The sequence below is a fragment of the Streptomyces sp. cmx-4-9 genome, from assembly GCF_046548835.1.
GTDB lineage: Bacteria > Actinomycetota > Actinomycetes > Streptomycetales > Streptomycetaceae > Streptomyces.
This window is the reverse complement of the sequence record NZ_JAEBEE010000006.1, coordinates 267,703-283,267: the sequence shown is the minus strand read 5'-3', so window position 1 is coordinate 283,267 and position 15,565 is coordinate 267,703. Positions and strand designations below refer to the sequence as shown.

Annotated in this window: 10 protein-coding genes; 8 read left to right on the top strand and 2 right to left on the bottom strand. The window is 69.9% G+C overall.

From position 1 onward, the window contains the following. Positions 1-344 precede the first annotated feature (344 nt). Entirely contained in the window at positions 345-1,772 is a 1,428-nt protein-coding gene (locus ACLJTM_RS20135; RefSeq protein ID WP_411105041.1) for an ABC transporter ATP-binding protein, read from the top strand. A gap of 51 nt (positions 1,773-1,823) precedes the next feature. Here ACLJTM_RS20135 and ACLJTM_RS20130 read toward each other — a convergent pair whose 3' ends face one another. Further along, positions 1,824-3,143: an ROK family protein gene (locus tag ACLJTM_RS20130; RefSeq protein ID WP_411105040.1), complete on the bottom strand. Its 1,320-nt coding sequence runs from the start codon at positions 3,141-3,143 to the stop codon at positions 1,824-1,826. 183 nt (positions 3,144-3,326) lie between these two features. Here ACLJTM_RS20130 and ACLJTM_RS20125 point away from each other — a divergent pair, with 183 nt between their 5' ends. From ACLJTM_RS20125 to ACLJTM_RS20110, 4 genes are read left to right on the top strand one after another with little or no spacing between them, the layout of a single operon-like run. Beyond that, on the top strand, positions 3,327-4,643 hold the full coding sequence (locus ACLJTM_RS20125; protein WP_411105039.1) for an ABC transporter substrate-binding protein: 1,317 nt from the start codon (positions 3,327-3,329) through the stop codon (positions 4,641-4,643). Positions 4,644-4,656: 13 nt separating this feature from the next. Beyond that, positions 4,657-5,652 (top strand): carbohydrate ABC transporter permease, encoded by a 996-nt coding sequence (locus ACLJTM_RS20120; protein ID WP_411105038.1) that lies wholly within the window; start codon positions 4,657-4,659, stop codon positions 5,650-5,652. 34 nt (positions 5,653-5,686) lie between these two features. Further along, positions 5,687-6,526 (top strand): carbohydrate ABC transporter permease, encoded by an 840-nt coding sequence (locus ACLJTM_RS20115; RefSeq protein WP_411105307.1) that lies wholly within the window; start codon positions 5,687-5,689, stop codon positions 6,524-6,526. 33 nt (positions 6,527-6,559) lie between these two features. Then, positions 6,560-7,915, top strand: coding sequence for a GH1 family beta-glucosidase (locus tag ACLJTM_RS20110; RefSeq protein WP_411105037.1), 1,356 nt, complete (start codon positions 6,560-6,562; stop codon positions 7,913-7,915). Between the two features lie 151 nt (positions 7,916-8,066). On the opposite strand, the gene ACLJTM_RS20105 is transcribed toward ACLJTM_RS20110, so the two are convergent. Further along, positions 8,067-9,086: a LacI family DNA-binding transcriptional regulator gene (locus ACLJTM_RS20105; protein WP_411105036.1), complete on the bottom strand. Its 1,020-nt coding sequence runs from the start codon at positions 9,084-9,086 to the stop codon at positions 8,067-8,069. A 348-nt stretch (positions 9,087-9,434) separates the two neighbouring features. On the opposite strand from ACLJTM_RS20105, the gene ACLJTM_RS20100 reads away from it, so the two are divergent. From ACLJTM_RS20100 to ACLJTM_RS20090, 3 genes are all read left to right on the top strand, one after another. Further along, positions 9,435-11,639: a discoidin domain-containing protein gene (locus ACLJTM_RS20100; protein ID WP_411105035.1), complete on the top strand. Its 2,205-nt coding sequence runs from the start codon at positions 9,435-9,437 to the stop codon at positions 11,637-11,639. 340 nt (positions 11,640-11,979) lie between these two features. Further along, complete coding sequence (locus tag ACLJTM_RS20095; protein WP_411105034.1) at positions 11,980-14,157, top strand: discoidin domain-containing protein; 2,178 nt, start codon at positions 11,980-11,982, stop codon at positions 14,155-14,157. 176 nt (positions 14,158-14,333) lie between these two features. Continuing rightward, entirely contained in the window at positions 14,334-15,419 is a 1,086-nt protein-coding gene (locus ACLJTM_RS20090) for a DUF1996 domain-containing protein (RefSeq protein ID WP_411105033.1), read from the top strand. The last annotated feature ends 146 nt before the right edge of the window (positions 15,420-15,565 follow it).

The window sequence follows — 15,565 nt, the reverse complement described above, 5'->3', positions numbered from 1 at the left end:
GGCGCGGGAGGCGGAGCGCTGACAGTCTCACCCCCTGCGGCGGGGTACGAGGGCCATCGTGGCGTATCGCCGACCGGCGCACCGCCGATCTGCTGTCGTGGTCCTCACGAGCACCTGGATACAGGGGGATTCACGGGGAGCAAGCGCATCCCTCACCAGGTGATTGCCGAGGCTCCGATTGACAGCCGGCCATCCTCGACCGCACAGGCGGCCAGTCGGAGTCGGCGGTCGGAATCCGGGCACGGTCGACATGGCCCGTGACCTTGACCCCGGCCGAGAATGCGCGTTAGGTTCCCGCCACTGGAGAGCGCTCTCCCCCTCGTCCCCACTTCGGGCGGATCCCCATGAGTCGTTCCATTGCGTTGCGCGATGTCAGCAAGAGGTACGGGCGGGGCTCCCCTGCCGTCGAGCGCGTGTCCCTCACGGTCGGGCCGGGCGAGTTCCTTGTCCTGCTGGGGCCTTCGGGCTGTGGCAAGTCCACCGTCCTGCGGATGATCGCGGGGCTGGAGGACATCACCGAGGGCGCGCTGTTCCTCGACGGCGAGTACGCCAACCACGTGCCGCCGAGCGAGCGGGACATCGCGATGGTGTTCCAGAGTTTCGCGCTGTATCCGAACATGACGGGTCGGGCCAACATCGGTTTCCCGCTGAAGCTGCGCGACCCGCGCGGCGATCACGAGCCGCAGGTGGAGGCCACAGCCCGGATGCTGGGCATCGAGGACCTCCTCGACCGCTTCCCCGGACAGCTCTCCGGCGGCGAGCGCCAGCGGGTCGCGATGGGCCGGGCGATCTCCCGCAGGCCGTCGGTCTTCCTGATGGACGAGCCGCTCTCCAGCCTCGACTCGAAGCTACGCGGCCATCTGCGGGCCGAGATCGCCCGTCTGACGTCCGAGCTGGGTGTCACCACGGTCTACGTCACGCACGACCAGTCGGAGGCCATGTCTCTGGGGCACCGCGTGGCGGTGATGCGGGGAGGTGTCCTCCAGCAGGTCAGCTCACCGCGGGACACCTACGCCCTGCCGGCGAACGTGTTCGTTGCGGCGTTCATCGGAACGCCCCGCATCAGCCTGCTCCAGGCCGTCGTCAACGCGCCGCTGGGCGGGGGGATGTGGATCGATCTGGGACGCCATCGGCTCGCACTGCCCGAACCCCTCAGCACCGATCACCAGTTGCTCCGGATCCAGCAGGGACGTCCGGTCATCGTCGGTTTGCGGTCGGAGGCGGTCCGGATCGCGCCGCCCAGCCAGGCGCGGCCGGGTGAGGCGGCGATGACGGGCATCGTCGAGCACGTCGAGTACCAGGGGCACGAAGCACTGGTCCACGTGGACACGGGCTCACGTCCCGCGGTGGTGACGGAGCTGGAGTCGGCGCGGCACCCGGCCACCGCTCCCCGGCACGGTCTGAAGCGTCAGCAGAGCGGTTTCGGCCGGCTCAGGGACCGGGCCGTGGAACGGCTGTCGGGGTCGGTGGCGGTCCTGGACACACACCCGGAGCCCACCCCCGAGCCCACCCCCGAGCCCGCCCCCGCGCCCGCCCCGGAATCCGCCCCGGAATCCGCTCGGCAATCCGCTCGGGGGTCCGACGCCGGTATCGCTGCGCCGCGGCTGGGGGCGGTGCGCAGCGACCTCGTGGTGCGCACGGGACCGCATGTCCGTGTGCGGGTCGGGGCCCAGATCCCGCTGCTGGTCGATCTCGCGCAGTTGTACGTCTTCGACCACGCGGGGCGCCGGGTGTCTCCGGCCGGTGACGGGCTCGCCCCGCTGGAGAGGTAGCACCCCGGTGTCGGCCGGCCCACCTCGCGGACTGCGGGGTGGGCCGGGGGTTCAGTGTGCGGCCCGTTCCTGCAAGGTGGTGCGCCAGGCGGGGAGCGGCTCTTCGCGTTCGGGTTCCGTGCGGTGGCCTCCTTGGGCGAAGAAGTCGGCCAGGGGCAGGATTCCGGCGCCGACGGTGACGGCGTCGGGGCCGAAGGTTCCGAGGTCGATGCGGACGTTGGCGGCCGGATACGACAGGGCGTAGGAGGTGGCGTAGGACCGTACGGAGTCCAGGAAGCGGGTGCCGAGCTGCAGGCCGGCCCAACCGCCGACGAGGATGCGTTCGGGCTGGAAGAGGTTGATCAGGTCGGAGAACCCCGCGCCGAGGTACTCGGCGGTCTCCTCCAGGACGGCCAGGGCCGTCGTGTCGGCCGGCGGGGTGGCGCCGTCGGCGCCGGGTGCGGGGTAGGCCGCGGCGAGCATCGCGGTGAGGGCGGTCTCCTCGTCGGCGTCGGTCGGCGGGCGGCCGCCGGCCTCGGCCCAGCGCTCCAGGAGCGCTTCTGCCCCCGCGTACGCCTCCAGGCAGCCCTGGGCTCCGCAGCGGCAGCGGCGCCCGCGGACGCGCACGGTCAGGTGGCCCCACTCGATGGCGCGGCCGGTGCGCGTGTCCTCGCTGACCACGCAGGCGCCGACGCCCGAGCCGAAGAGCACGACGACGGCGTTGTGCGCCCCGCGGCCGGCGCCGAACCACATTTCGGCCTGGCCGAGGGTCTTGGCCCCGTTGTCGATGTAGTACGGGACGGTCTCGGGCAGCAGGTGGCAGTCGCGCAGCATCCGCTCCAGGGGGACCGCGTCCCAGCCGATGGTCTGGCCGTGGACGACGGCGCCGTCCACGGTCCTGGCGACGATGCCGGGAACACCGATGCCGACGCCGAGGACCCGCTCGGGCGCGATGCCGGCCGCCTCCAGGACCTCGGCGATGCCCTCGCGCAGGTGCTGCACGACGACGGCGACGTCGTAGCGGTCGATGCGGCGCGGTCCCGCCACCTCCAGGGGCCGCTCCACGCGTGCGAGCTCGGTCAAGGTCAGGTCGAAGAGCTCGATGCGGATGCGGGTCTCGCCGACGTCCACGCCGATCATGTAGCCGCTGGTCGGGATGACGCGGAGCAGGGTGCGGGGGCGCCCGCCGGCAGACTCGACGCTCCCGGCTTCCTCCACCAGCCCGTCGCTGACCAGCTCCGCGACCACGTTGCTGACCGATCCGGAACTGAGCCCCGTGGCGGGGCCCAGCGAGAAGCGGCTCAGGGGGCCGTCGAAATACAACCGTTGCAATACGGCGGTCCTGTTCTCCCGCCGCAGGTCACGCACTGTCCGGCCGCTACGCACTCGCACGCTGTCCCCTGTCATCGATGCCCATACCTGCAAGATACCTGCGTGAACGCTCTTGACGAGTCCTTCGCTTGAGGTTTAACTCACATCCTAAATTAAGCCATGTGGTTTTGGGGGCGGCCCGCGGAACGTCCGCTCCCACCCCGCAGTCGGCATCCCGTCCCTTCCTGAAAGGCCCATGGAGCCATGCGCAGAATCAGAGTCGCAGCGGTCGGCGCCGTCACCCTCTCCCTCGTCCTCGGGGCGGCCGCCTGCGGCGGTGGCTCCACGAACGGGGGCGGGTCCAACGAGCAGCCGAAGACGCTGACCTACTGGGCCTCCAACCAGGGATCGAGCCTGGAGGTCGACAAGCAGGTCCTCCAGCCGGAACTCGACAAGTTCGAGAAGCAGACGGGCATCAAGGTCAAGCTGGAGGTCGTGCCGTGGGGCGACCTCCTCAACCGCATCCTGACCGCCACCACCTCCGGCCAGGGTCCCGACGTCCTGAACATCGGAAACACCTGGAGCGCTTCGCTGCAGGCCAGTGGCGCGCTGCTCCCGTGGGACGACAAGAACTTCGAGAAGATCGGCGGCAAGGACCGGTTCGTGGAGTCGGCGCTGGGCTCCACCGGCGTCCAGGGCCAGGACCCGGCTGCCGTCCCGCTGTACTCCATGTCCTACGCGCTCTACTACAACAAGAAGGCGTTCGCCGACGCGGGCGTCACCAAGGCGCCGACCACCTGGGACGAGCTGATCACCACCGGCAAGCAGCTGACCAAGGACGGCAAGGCAGGCTTCGGCGTCGAGGGCTCCAACCTGTCGAACAACATCCACCAGGTCTTCGTGCTGGGCAAGCAGCACGGCGCGGACTTCTTCACCGCGGACGGCAAGGCCGACTTCACCTCCGACGGCGCCGTCAAGGCCGTCAAGCAGTACGTCGACCTGATGGCCGACGCGCAGATCGTCGCCAAGGGCAACGCCGAGTACTCCCAGAACCAGTCGCTGAGCGACTTCGCCAAGGGCAAGACGGCCATGGTGCTGTGGCAGACCGCGTCGGCGACCTTCGCCGCGCAGGGCATGAAGGAAGACGAGTGGGGCGTGGTCCCCGCGCCCGTGCAGTCCGGCACGCCGGGTCAGGGCACCTCCACCAACTCCATGGTCGCCGGCATCAACATGGCCGTCTTCAAGAACACCAAGAACATCGACGGCGCCACGAAGTTCGTCGAGTTCATGACGGGTGACGAGGAGCAGAAGATCCTCAACAAGGCCTACGGCTCCATCCCGCCGGTCAAGTCCGCCCAGGCGGACCCCGCGTTCAACACCCCCGGCCTGTCCGTCCTGCGCGACACCCTCTCCAAGAGCGCCACCGCCCTCCCGCAGGTCCCCGAGGAGTCACAGTTCGAGACGGTGGTGGGCACGGCGGTCAAGGAGCTCTTCGCCGACGCAGCGGCCGGCCGTCCGGTGACGGTGGAGTCGGTGAAAGCCAAGCTCGACAAGGCCCAGCAGCAGATGCCCAAGAAGTAGGCACGGATACTCCATGACCACCACCGCACCCCCTCGTACGGGCAAGCGGACGGTAGGGAAGAACCAGCCCGGAGCGGCGCCCCGCACACCCCGCTCCGGGCGGCTGCGCCGCATCTCCCTGCCGTACCTGCTCCTGCTCCCCGCACTCGTCCTGGAGCTCCTGGTCCACCTGATCCCGATGCTCATCGGCATCGTCGTCAGCTTCAAGGAGCTCACCCAGTTCTACCTCCGCGACTGGGGCAGTGCGCCCTGGGCCGGCCTGGACAACTACTCCCTGACCGTCGACTTCGACGCACCGGTCGGCGAGGCACTGCTGCGCTCCTTCTTCACCACGTGCCTGTTCACCTTCTTCTCCGTGGGCCTGTGCTGGCTGATCGGCACGGCGGCCGCGATCTTCATGCAGGAGACCTTCAAGGGCCGCGGCATCCTGCGCACCATCTTCCTGGTGCCGTACGCGCTGCCCGTCTACGCCGCCGTCATCACCTGGGCCTTCATGTTCCAGCGCGACAACGGCCTGGTGAACCACGTCATCCACGACCAGCTCGGGCTCACCGACAGCCCACCGTTCTGGCTCATCGGCGACAACGCCTTCATCACCCTGCTGGTCGTCTCGGTCTGGAAGGGCTGGCCCTTCGCCTTCCTCATCATGATGGCGGGCCTGCAGAACATCCCCCGCGAGATCTACGAGGCCGCCGCCCTGGACGGGGCGGGCGTCTGGCAGCAGATCCGCCGCATCACGCTCCCCTCGCTGCGCCCGGTCAACCAGGTCCTGATCCTGGTGCTGTTCCTGTGGACGTTCAACGACTTCAACACGCCGTTCGTCCTGTTCGGAAAGTCGGCGCCGGCCTCGGCCGACCTCATCTCCGTCCACATCTACCAGTCCTCGTTCCAGACCTGGAACTTCGGAACCGGTTCCGCGATGTCCGTCCTGCTGCTGCTGTTCCTGCTCGTGGTCACCGGCCTCTACCTCCTGTTCACGTCCCGAGGAAGGAGCGCCACCGATGCCTAGGCACAACGCGCAGGCGGTGCATTCCCGGTCGCCCATGGCGCCCCCCAAGTCGTTCCTGGTCAGCCGGCTGGTCTTCCTGACGCTCCTCACCGGTTTCGTCCTGCTGCCGGTGTACGTGATGATCTCCAGTTCGCTGAAGCCGCTGCAGGACGTGTCGGGGAAGTTCCAGTGGATCCCCTCGGGCCTGACCGTCCAGCCGTACTTCGACATCTGGAAGACCGTCCCCCTCGGCGACTACTTCATGAATTCACTGATCGTGGCGGGGGCGGCGACCGTCCTCTCCGTCGTCATCGCGATCTTCGCGGCCTACGCCGTCAGCCGCTACTCCTTCCGGGGCAAGCGGATCTTCACCGTCACGGTGCTGTCGACGCAGATGTTTCCCGGCATCCTCTTCCTGCTGCCGCTGTTCCTCATCTACGTCAACATCGGCAACGCCACCGGGATCGCCCTGTTCGGCTCGCGCGCCGGGCTGATCCTCACCTACCTGACGTTCTCGCTGCCGTTCTCGATCTGGATGCTGATCGGCTACTTCGACTCGGTGCCCAGGGACCTCGACGAGGCCGCCAAGGTCGACGGCTGCGGTCCGCTCGGCGCCCTCTTCCGCGTCATCGTGCCCGCTGCCATCCCCGGCATCGTCGCCGTCGCCGTCTACGCCTTCATGACGGCCTGGGGTGAGGTGCTGTTCGCCTCGGTCATGACCAACGACGCGACCCGCACCCTCGCGGTGGGCCTGCAGGGCTACTCGACCCAGAACGACGTGTACTGGAACCAGGTCATGGCCGCCTCGCTCGTCGTGAGCCTGCCCGTGGTGGCCGGCTTCCTCCTCCTCCAGCGCTACCTCGTCACCGGGCTGACCGCCGGCGCCGTCAAGTAGCCCCACCTCCCCTTGCTCTCCGAAAGGTTCGCTGTGCCCGATTCCATAGACCTCGGCGCCTTCCCCCAGGAATTCGCCTGGGGTACGGCCACCTCCGCCTACCAGATCGAGGGAGCCGTCAAGGAGGACGGACGCGGCCCCTCCATCTGGGACACGTTCTCCCACACCCCCGGCAAGGTCGACAACGGCGACACCGGTGACGAGGCCTGCGACCACTACCACCGCTGGCCGCAGGACATCGCCCTGATGAAGCAGCTGGGCACCAACGCCTACCGCATGTCGATCGCCTGGCCGCGCATCGTCCCCGACGGCTCCGGGCAGGTCAACGCCCGGGGCCTCGACTTCTACGACAAGGTGATCGACGGGCTCCTGGAAGCCGGCATCACCCCCTCGGTGACGCTCTACCACTGGGACCTCCCCCAGGCCCTCCAGGACCGCGGCGGCTGGACCGTCCGCGAGACCGCCGAACACCTCGCCACCTACGCCTCCGCCGTGGCGGAGCGCCTCGGCGACCGCGTCACCCAGTGGGCCACCCTCAACGAGCCGCTCTGCTCGGGCTGGATCGGCCACCTCGAAGGCCGCATGGCCCCCGGCCTGAGCGACCTCACGGCCGCCGTTCGCGCCTCCTACCACCTGCTGCTGGGCCACGGCCTGGCCACCCGGGCCCTGCGTGCCGCAGCACCCGGTGCGCAGATCGGCATCGTCACCAACCACTCCACCGTGGTACCCGCCTCGGACCACCCCGAGGACATCGCCGCCGCCACCCGCATGGACGGACACACCAACCGCTGGTGGCTCGACCCGGTCTACGGACGCGGCTTCCCCGCGGACATGCGCGAGCTGTACGGGGTGGAGCTGCCCGAGCGCCCCGGCGACCTGCAGACGATCGCCGCGCCCCTCGACTGGCACGGCCTCAACTACTACTTCCCCGCCACCGTCACGAACGACGCCGACGGCCCCGTCCCCTTCGCCCGCGAGGTCCGCCTCCCGGACGTACCGCGCACCGGCCTGGACTGGCAGATCGACGCGGACGGCATCGAATCCCTGCTACTGCGCCTCACCAACGACTACGGCGTGCGCAAGCTCTACGTCACCGAGAACGGCTCCGCGTTCCCCGACGCCGTCGGCCCCGACGGCTCGGTCGACGACCCCGGGCGCACCGCCTACCTCGAACAGCATCTGGCGGCCTGCGCCCGCGCCGTCCGCCAGGGCGCCCCGCTGGCCGGCTACTACGCCTGGTCCCTGCTGGACAACTTCGAGTGGGCCTACGGCTACGACAAGCGCTTCGGCCTCGTCCACGTCGACTACGCGACCCAGCAGCGCACCGTGAAGACCAGCGGCCACCGCTACGCGGACATCCTCCGTAGCCACCGCCGGCTCCACGCGTAACCGCCGGACCCCCTCCCGACCGGTATGGCCTCAGGCACAGTCGGCCGTCTCCACCCGCGCAGAACGCCCGGCCGGGACGCCCGGCCGGGCGTCCCTGCTCCGGGCCGGCCGTGCGGTACGGGCAGGCTCCCTGCTTCGCCGGCGGAGCGGTTCAGGCCGAGTCGCGTACCACCAGTTCGGCGTCGAAGACGACGGAGGCGGGTTCCGTGCGTGTGCCCTGGATCTGTTCCGCCAGGAGGCGTGCCATCTCCGCAGCCATCCTCTCGACGGGCTCGCGAACCGTGGTCAAGGCGGGGCGGCACGTCGCAGCCACACTCGAGTCGTCGAAGCCGACGACGGCGACGTCCTCGGGTACCCGCATGCCCTGCTCGCGCAGGACCTGGCAGGCGCCCTGGGCCATCAAGTCGTTGGCCGCGAACACCGCGTCCACGTCCGGATGCTCGGTCAGCAGCCGGGCCATGGCCGCAGCGCCACTGTCCACCGTGAAGTTCCCCTCGGCCACCGGCACCTCGGAGATCCCCGCCGAGGCCAGCGCCGCGCGGAAGCCGTCGAGCCGGTCCTTGGCCGCCCGGATCGACTGGGGAGCGGAGATCGTCGCGATCCGCCGCCGTCCGCGGGCCAGGAGGTGTTCGGCGGCCAGCCGGCTCCCGTCGGCGTGCGCGAGATCGACGTGGCTGACGGCCTGCTCGGAGTCCGGACGGGCGAAGAGCACCACGGGGATCCGTGCGGCGACGAGCATCCCGGGCAGGGGGTCGCCGGCCTGGATCGACACCACCAGCGCTCCGTCGGCGGCGCCCTGGCCCAGGTAGTCCACCACCTGTTTCCTGGCGGCCTCGGACTCGGCGACCAGGATGACCGGGTGCATCGCGTGCGCCCGCAGGTATCCCACGGCCCCGCTGACCACCCGTCCGAAGAACGGGTCGGCGAAGACGCGCGAGGCGAAGGTGTTCCCGGCGCCGGAGATGATCAGCGCAACCGTCTCCGTCCGCTGGGTCACCAGGGACGGGGCTGCCCGGTTCGGCCTGTACCCCGTCTGCTGGATGGCACGGCGGACGAGTTCCTGGATGTCGGCATCCACGTTGCGGGTGCGGTTGACGACCCGCGACACCGTGGCCCGGGACACGCCCGCCGTGCGCGCCACGTCCTCCAGCGTCGGGACTCGTCTGCTCATACCGGCACCCTGACGCGCCGCCCCAGCGCCGAGACCCGGCCCCGCAGGACGCCGCGGCCGTCCCGGCCGTCCCGGTGAGCACGGGGCCGGCTGTCCCCCGTACGGCAGGCCGGCCGTCCCTCCGCAGGCATTCCGGTCGCGGAACCGTCCGTCCGTACAGCCGTGGTGACGGGTCGTGAGACAGCTGCCGGCCGATCCGCCCCGTGCGCCCCACACGTCCACCCCCTCCCACCTCGGAACTTAATGAAAGACTAAAGAAAAGACGGGCACGGACCTTGACCGGTCCATTGCGGTGCGGGCAAGGTCTGGAGAGCGCTCTCCCGTTTCAGGTTCGTAAAAGGAGCACCCATGCCTGCTGGCATACCCGTCGACGTATCGCACCGCAGACGTCGTCCTGCCGTCACGCGAAGGGGGATCGCCGGGGCCGTCACCACCGCCCTCTTCGGCACCCTGCTCGCGTTCGCGCCCCCGGCCCCCGCCGCACCGGCCGAGCCGCCGCTGCTGTCCCAGGGCAAGGCGGTCACGGCCTCCAGCCAGGAGCACTACGGCACCCCCGCCGCGGACGCGGTCGACGGCGACTACGGCTCGCGGTGGGCCAGTGCCTCCTCCGACGCCCAGTGGCTGCAGGTCGACCTCGGAGCCGCGGCCGAACTCGGCAAGGTCGTCCTGCGCTGGGAGGCCGCCTACGCCAAGGCCTACCGGATCGAACTGTCGACCGACGGCGCCCACTGGACCACGGCCTACTCCACGACCACCGGCGCCGGCGGCACCGAAACCGTCAACATCACCGGGAATGCCCGCCACGTCCGCATGCAGGGCGTCACCCGGGCCACCGGCTACGGCTACTCCCTCTATGAGTTCCAGGTGTTCGGCACCGGCGGCACGGGCACCGGCCCGGCCCTCCCGGGTGGCGGCGACCTCGGCCCGAACGTGCACGTGGTGGACCCGTCGACCCCCGGCTTCCAGGCCGAGCTGGACCGGGTCTTCCGGGAGCAGGAGTCGGCGCAGTTCGGCAGCGGCCGGCACGCCTTCCTCCTCAAGCCCGGTACGTACGACAACATCAACGCCCAGATCGGCTTCTACACCCAGATCGCCGGCCTCGGCCTGCGCCCGGGCGACACCACCATCAACGGTGACGTGACGGTCGACGCGGGCTGGTTCAACGGCAACGCGACACAGAACTTCTGGCGCGGTGCGGAGGGTCTGACCGTGAACCCGGTCAGCGGCACCAACCGGTGGGCGGTCTCGCAGGCGTCCTCCTTCCGCCGCATGCACGTCAAGGGCGCGCTCAACCTGGCGCCGAACGGCTACGGCTGGGCCAGCGGCGGCTACATCGCCGACTCCAGGATCGACGGCCAGGTCGGCAACTACTCGCAGCAGCAGTGGTACACCCGGGACAGCACCATCGGCGGCTGGTCCAACAGCGTGTGGAACCAGACCTTCTCCGGCGTCGAGGGCGCTCCGGCCAACGGATTCCCCGAGCCCCGCTACACCACGCTCGACACCACGCCCGTCTCCCGCGAGAAGCCCTACCTCTACGTCGACGGCAACGAGTACAAGGTGTTCGCGCCGGCCAAGCGCACCAACGCCCGCGGCACCACCTGGGCCGACGGCACCCCGCAGGGCGAGTCCGTCCCGCTCGGCCAGTTCTACGTGGTCAAGCCCGGCGCCACCGCCGCCACGATCAACCAGGCGCTGACTCAGGGCCTGAACCTGCTGTTCACGCCCGGTGTCTACCACGTCGACCAGACCATCAACGTGAACCGCGTGAACACCATCGTGCTCGGCCTCGGCCTCGCCACGATCATCCCGGACAACGGTGTCACCGCGATGAAGGTCGCCGACGTCGACGGCGTCCGTCTCGCCGGCTTCCTGATCGACGCCGGACCGGTCAACTCGCCGACCCTGCTGGAGCTCGGTCCGCAGAACTCCTCCGCGGACCACGCCGCCAACCCGACCACCGTGCAGGACGTCTACGTCCGGGTAGGCGGAGCGGGCGCCGGCAAGGCCACCACCAGCGTGGTCGTCAACAGCGACGACACCATCGTGGACCACACCTGGGTGTGGCGCGCCGACCACGGCGAGGGCGTGGGCTGGGAGACCAACCGCGCCGACTACGGGGTGCGGGTGAACGGTGACGACGTCCTGGCCACGGGCCTGTTCGTCGAGCACTTCAACAAGTACGACGTGGAGTGGTTCGGCGAGCGCGGAAAGACGGTCTTCTACCAGAACGAGAAGGCGTACGACGCCCCCAACCAGGCAGCCGTCCAGAACGGCAGCACCCGCGGGTACGCCGCCTACCGGGTCGATGACTCCGTCAACACCCACGAAGCCTGGGGCCTGGGCTCCTACAGCAACTACAACGTGGATCCGACGATCATCCAGGACCACGGGTTCAAAGCCCCCGTCAAGCCGGGCGTCAGGTTCCACAGCCTCCTGACGGTGTCGCTCGGCGGCAACGGCCACTACGCGCACGTCATCAACGACACCGGGGCGTCCACGGTCCCGTCCGGCACCTCGACGGTTCCCTCGACGGTCGTCTCCTTCCCCTGAGCCGCCGTCCCTCCCCGCCGGCTCCGGTGACCCGCCGGAGCCGGGCCGAACTCCCCGGGCCCGGTTCCCGCCCTGCCGCCGCGGCCCGGGGGCACCACTGCTCCATCGGCTCCGCAGACCCGACGGAGCCGCGCTCGACTCCCCTGGACCGGGTGCACCGGCCTCCCCGTCCCGGACCAGGGGCCCTGAGCACATCGACCGGCCCGGCATTCCAGGCCGGAGCGGGGCCCGCGCACTCGGCAGGGCCGTGCCCGTCGACACGGAGAGCGCCGTCTCACGGGCGGGGCGCCCCCGCGGGAGAGCCGGTCAGTTCCCACCGCCATTGACACCAGGAGCCGCAATGTTCACCCCTCCCCCCTCCACCGGCACCCCACCCCGCCGCACGCGCGGCGCGGCCGCCCTCGTCGTCCTGGGCGCGCTGTTCGCGTCCTCGCTCACCCTGACCGGCGCACCCGCGGCGGTCGCCGCGGAGACCCTGCTCTCCCAGGGCAAGCCGGCCACTGCCTCCTCCCAGGAGGGCGCAGGCTATTCCGCGGCCGCCGCGTTCGACGGGAACCTCACGGGCACCCGCTGGGCCAGCCAGTGGCGTGACGCCGAGTGGATCCAGGTCGACCTCGGGGCGAGCCGCAACCTCAGCCGTGTCGTCCTCACCTGGGAGGGCGCGTTCGGCAAGAACTACGACATCCAGGTCTCGGACGACGGAACGAACTGGCGCACCGCCGCATCCGTCACCGGCAGCGACGGCGGCACGGACGAGATCGCCGTCTCCGGCAGCGGGCGCTACGTACGGATGAAGGGCCTGGTCCGCTCCGGCGGCTACGGCTACTCGCTCTGGGAGTTCCAGGTCTACGGCACCGCCCCGGGGGAACCCCCGGCCCAGGGCGCGGTGCGGGTGGCGGGCTCCCAGGGCAACTGGCAGCTGACCGTCGGTGGGCAGCCGTACACCGTCAAGGGCCTCACCTGGGGTCCGTCCTTCACGGACGCCCCGAAGTACATGCCCGACGTGAAGTCCATGGGCGTCAACACCATCCGCACCTGGGGCACCGACGCGTCGAGCAAGCCGCTGCTCGACACGGCCGCGGCGAACGGCGTCCGGGTGATCAACGGGTTCTGGCTGCAGCCCGGCGGTGGTCCCGGCTCGGGCGGCTGCGTCAACTACGTGACCGACGCCGCGTACAAGAGCACCATGCTCACCGAGTTCGCGAAATGGGTGGACACCTACAAGTCGCACCCGGCCACCCTCATGTGGAACGTCGGCAACGAATCCGTCCTCGGCCTGCAGAACTGCTACGGCGGCGCCGAGCTGGAGGCGCAGCGCAACGCGTACACCACCTTCGTGAACGACGTCGCCAAGAAGATCCACAGCATCGACCCGGACCACCCGGTCACCTCGACCGACGCCTGGACGGGGGCGTGGCCGTACTACAAGCGCAACGCCCCGGACCTCGACCTGTACTCGATGAACGCCTACGGCGACATCTGCGGGGTGAAGCAGGACTGGGTGGACGGCGGCTACAACAAGCCCTACATCATCACCGAGACGGGGCCGGCCGGCGAGTGGGAGGTGCCGAACGACGCGAACGGCATCCCCGAGCAGAAGACGGACGTCCAGACGGCCGAGGGCTACACCGCCGCCTGGAACTGCATCACCGGCCACCAAGGCGTGGCTCTGGGCGCCACGATGTTCCACTACGGCGTCGAGCACGACTTCGGGGGCATCTGGTTCAACCTGCTGCCCGACGGGCTCAAGCGGCTGTCGTACTACGCGGTGAAGAAGGCGTACACCGGCTCGACCGCGGGCGACAACACGCCGCCCGTCATCAGCAACATGGTCGTCGACCGGGCCTCCAACGCGCCGGCCGGCGGAGAGTTCACCGTCCGCGCCAACATCAGTGACCCGCAGAACGACCCCCTGACGTACAAGGTCTTCCTCAGCGGCAACTACGCGAACGGCGACAAGCGCCTGGTCGAGGCGCAGTGGCGGGCGACGGGCAACGGGACCTTCGCGGTCACCGCTCCCGACAAGCTCGGCGTCTGGAAGGTATACGTCCAGGCCGAGGACGGCCACGGCAACGCGGGCATCGAGACCAAGTCCGTCAAGGTCGTCGCCCCGCCCGTCAGCGGCACGAACATCGCGCTGAACAGGCCCGCCACCGCCTCGTCCTCGCAGGCCTCCTACGGCGACTGCCCCTGCCCCGCCGGCAACGCCACCGACGGCAACACCGGCACCCGCTGGGCCAGCGACTGGAGCGACCCCCAGTGGATCAGCGTCGACCTCGGAGCCTCCAAGGCGATCCGCACCCTGCAACTGGTCTGGGACCCGGCCTACGCCAAGTCCTACGAGGTGCAGCTCTCCGACGACGGCACCACCTGGCGCACGGTGCACACCACGACGACCGGCAACGGTGACATCGACACGATCAACGTGTCGGCGAACGCGCGCCACGTGCGGCTGAACCTGACCGCGCGCGGCACCGGCTGGGGTTACTCCCTCCACGAGTTCGGCGTCTACAGCTGACCGGCTGACGGCGCGGCCCTGACGGGTCCGCCCGCCCTTGAGGGGCTGCCGCCCCCACGACTCTCCGGCCGCCCGGCGGCGGCCGGAGAACGGGTGGCGGGAAACGAGCCGCTTCCCGCCACCCGCCCACGAGCAGCAGCCCCACACCACCCCCACCAGAACGGCAGGAGACTTCCATGCCAGAAAGTCCCAAACGGCTCTCCGCGCTCCTCGTCGGCACCGCCCTCGTCGCCAGCCTCCTGGGCGTCGGCGCGATCGCCAGCGCAGCGGATCCCGGCAGCTCGGCCCCCTCCTCATCCGCCGCGTCACACAGCGGACACACCACGGCCGCCTCCCTCCAGGCGTCGGGCGACGACGCCGACGGGGACGGCTACATCCCGGCGGTCCCGCAGGTCACCGGCGTCACGCCGTCCGACCGGACACCGCCGCCCGCCTACCACCACGAGTTCCAGGCCGGCTGCGCCGTCACCCACACCGCGCCCGACGACCCGATCGTCTACCCGGGCCAGCCCGGCAGGTCCCACGACCACACGTTCATGGGCAACACCTCCACCAACGCGAACAGCACCACCCAGTCGCTGTACGGAGGTGCGACCGCGTGCAAGGCGCCCGCGGACGCCTCGGCCTACTGGATGCCCTCCCTGTACAAGGGCGACCAGAAGATCCTGCCCACCGGACCGCAGGTGATCTACTACAAGGCCGGTGTCACCGACTACACCAGCGTGCGTCCCTTCCCCAAGGGCCTGCGGTTCGTCGTCGGCAACCCGACGCAGAGCGCCCAGCAGTTCCGCGAGCACAAGGGCTTCGTCGAAGGCTGGGAATGCGGTGAGAGCTTCTTCAACACCGACTTCCCGGCGAGCTGTCCGAACCGGCCCGACGTCCAGCTGAACCTCCGCTTCCAGGCGCCCAGCTGCTGGGACGGCAAGTACCTCGACACCCCCGACCACAAGAGCCACATGTCGTACACCGTCGTCAAGCCCGGCACCAACGACAACATGTGCCCGGCCTCCCACCCGGTCGCCCTGCCGATGATCGAGTTCAAGATGGCCTGGCCGGTCAACGGCGACATGAGCCAGGTCCGCCTCGCCAGCGGACGCGGCTACTCCTTCCACTACGACTTCTTCAACGCGTGGGAGGAGCGCACGCTCAAGGCCCTCGTCGACCACTGCATCGTCGGCGGTCTGCAGTGCGACCCGCGCGGCTTCGACCTGTACCGCCCCGAACGCGGGACGGTGCTGAACGCGGAGTACCGGCTGCCCTGACCCAGTCGGCGCCTCCGTACCGGACCGGCTCGCCCCCTCTGCACTGCGGGGCGAGCCGGGCCCTTTCTCTCGTGCCGAGGATCCGCTCCCAGCAGGGGCTTGACGACGGGTCGGCACTCACCAAAGCTGTGGGAGAGCGCTCTCCC

Excerpts from the sequence above, each read along its gene's own strand:
- ACLJTM_RS20135 (WP_411105041.1), top strand. The coding sequence starts at position 345 with ATGAGTCGTTCCATTGCGTTGCGCGATGTCAGCAAGAGGTACGGGCGG.
- ACLJTM_RS20125 (WP_411105039.1), top strand. The coding sequence starts at position 3,327 with ATGCGCAGAATCAGAGTCGCAGCGGTCGGCGCCGTCACCCTCTCCCTC.
- ACLJTM_RS20120 (WP_411105038.1), top strand. The coding sequence starts at position 4,657 with ATGACCACCACCGCACCCCCTCGTACGGGCAAGCGGACGGTAGGGAAG.
- ACLJTM_RS20115 (WP_411105307.1), top strand. The coding sequence starts at position 5,687 with ATGGCGCCCCCCAAGTCGTTCCTGGTCAGCCGGCTGGTCTTCCTGACG.
- ACLJTM_RS20105 (WP_411105036.1), bottom strand. The coding sequence starts at position 9,086 with ATGAGCAGACGAGTCCCGACGCTGGAGGACGTGGCGCGCACGGCGGGC.
- ACLJTM_RS20100 (WP_411105035.1), top strand. The coding sequence starts at position 9,435 with ATGCCTGCTGGCATACCCGTCGACGTATCGCACCGCAGACGTCGTCCT.
- ACLJTM_RS20095 (WP_411105034.1), top strand. The coding sequence starts at position 11,980 with ATGTTCACCCCTCCCCCCTCCACCGGCACCCCACCCCGCCGCACGCGC.
- ACLJTM_RS20090 (WP_411105033.1), top strand. The coding sequence starts at position 14,334 with ATGCCAGAAAGTCCCAAACGGCTCTCCGCGCTCCTCGTCGGCACCGCC.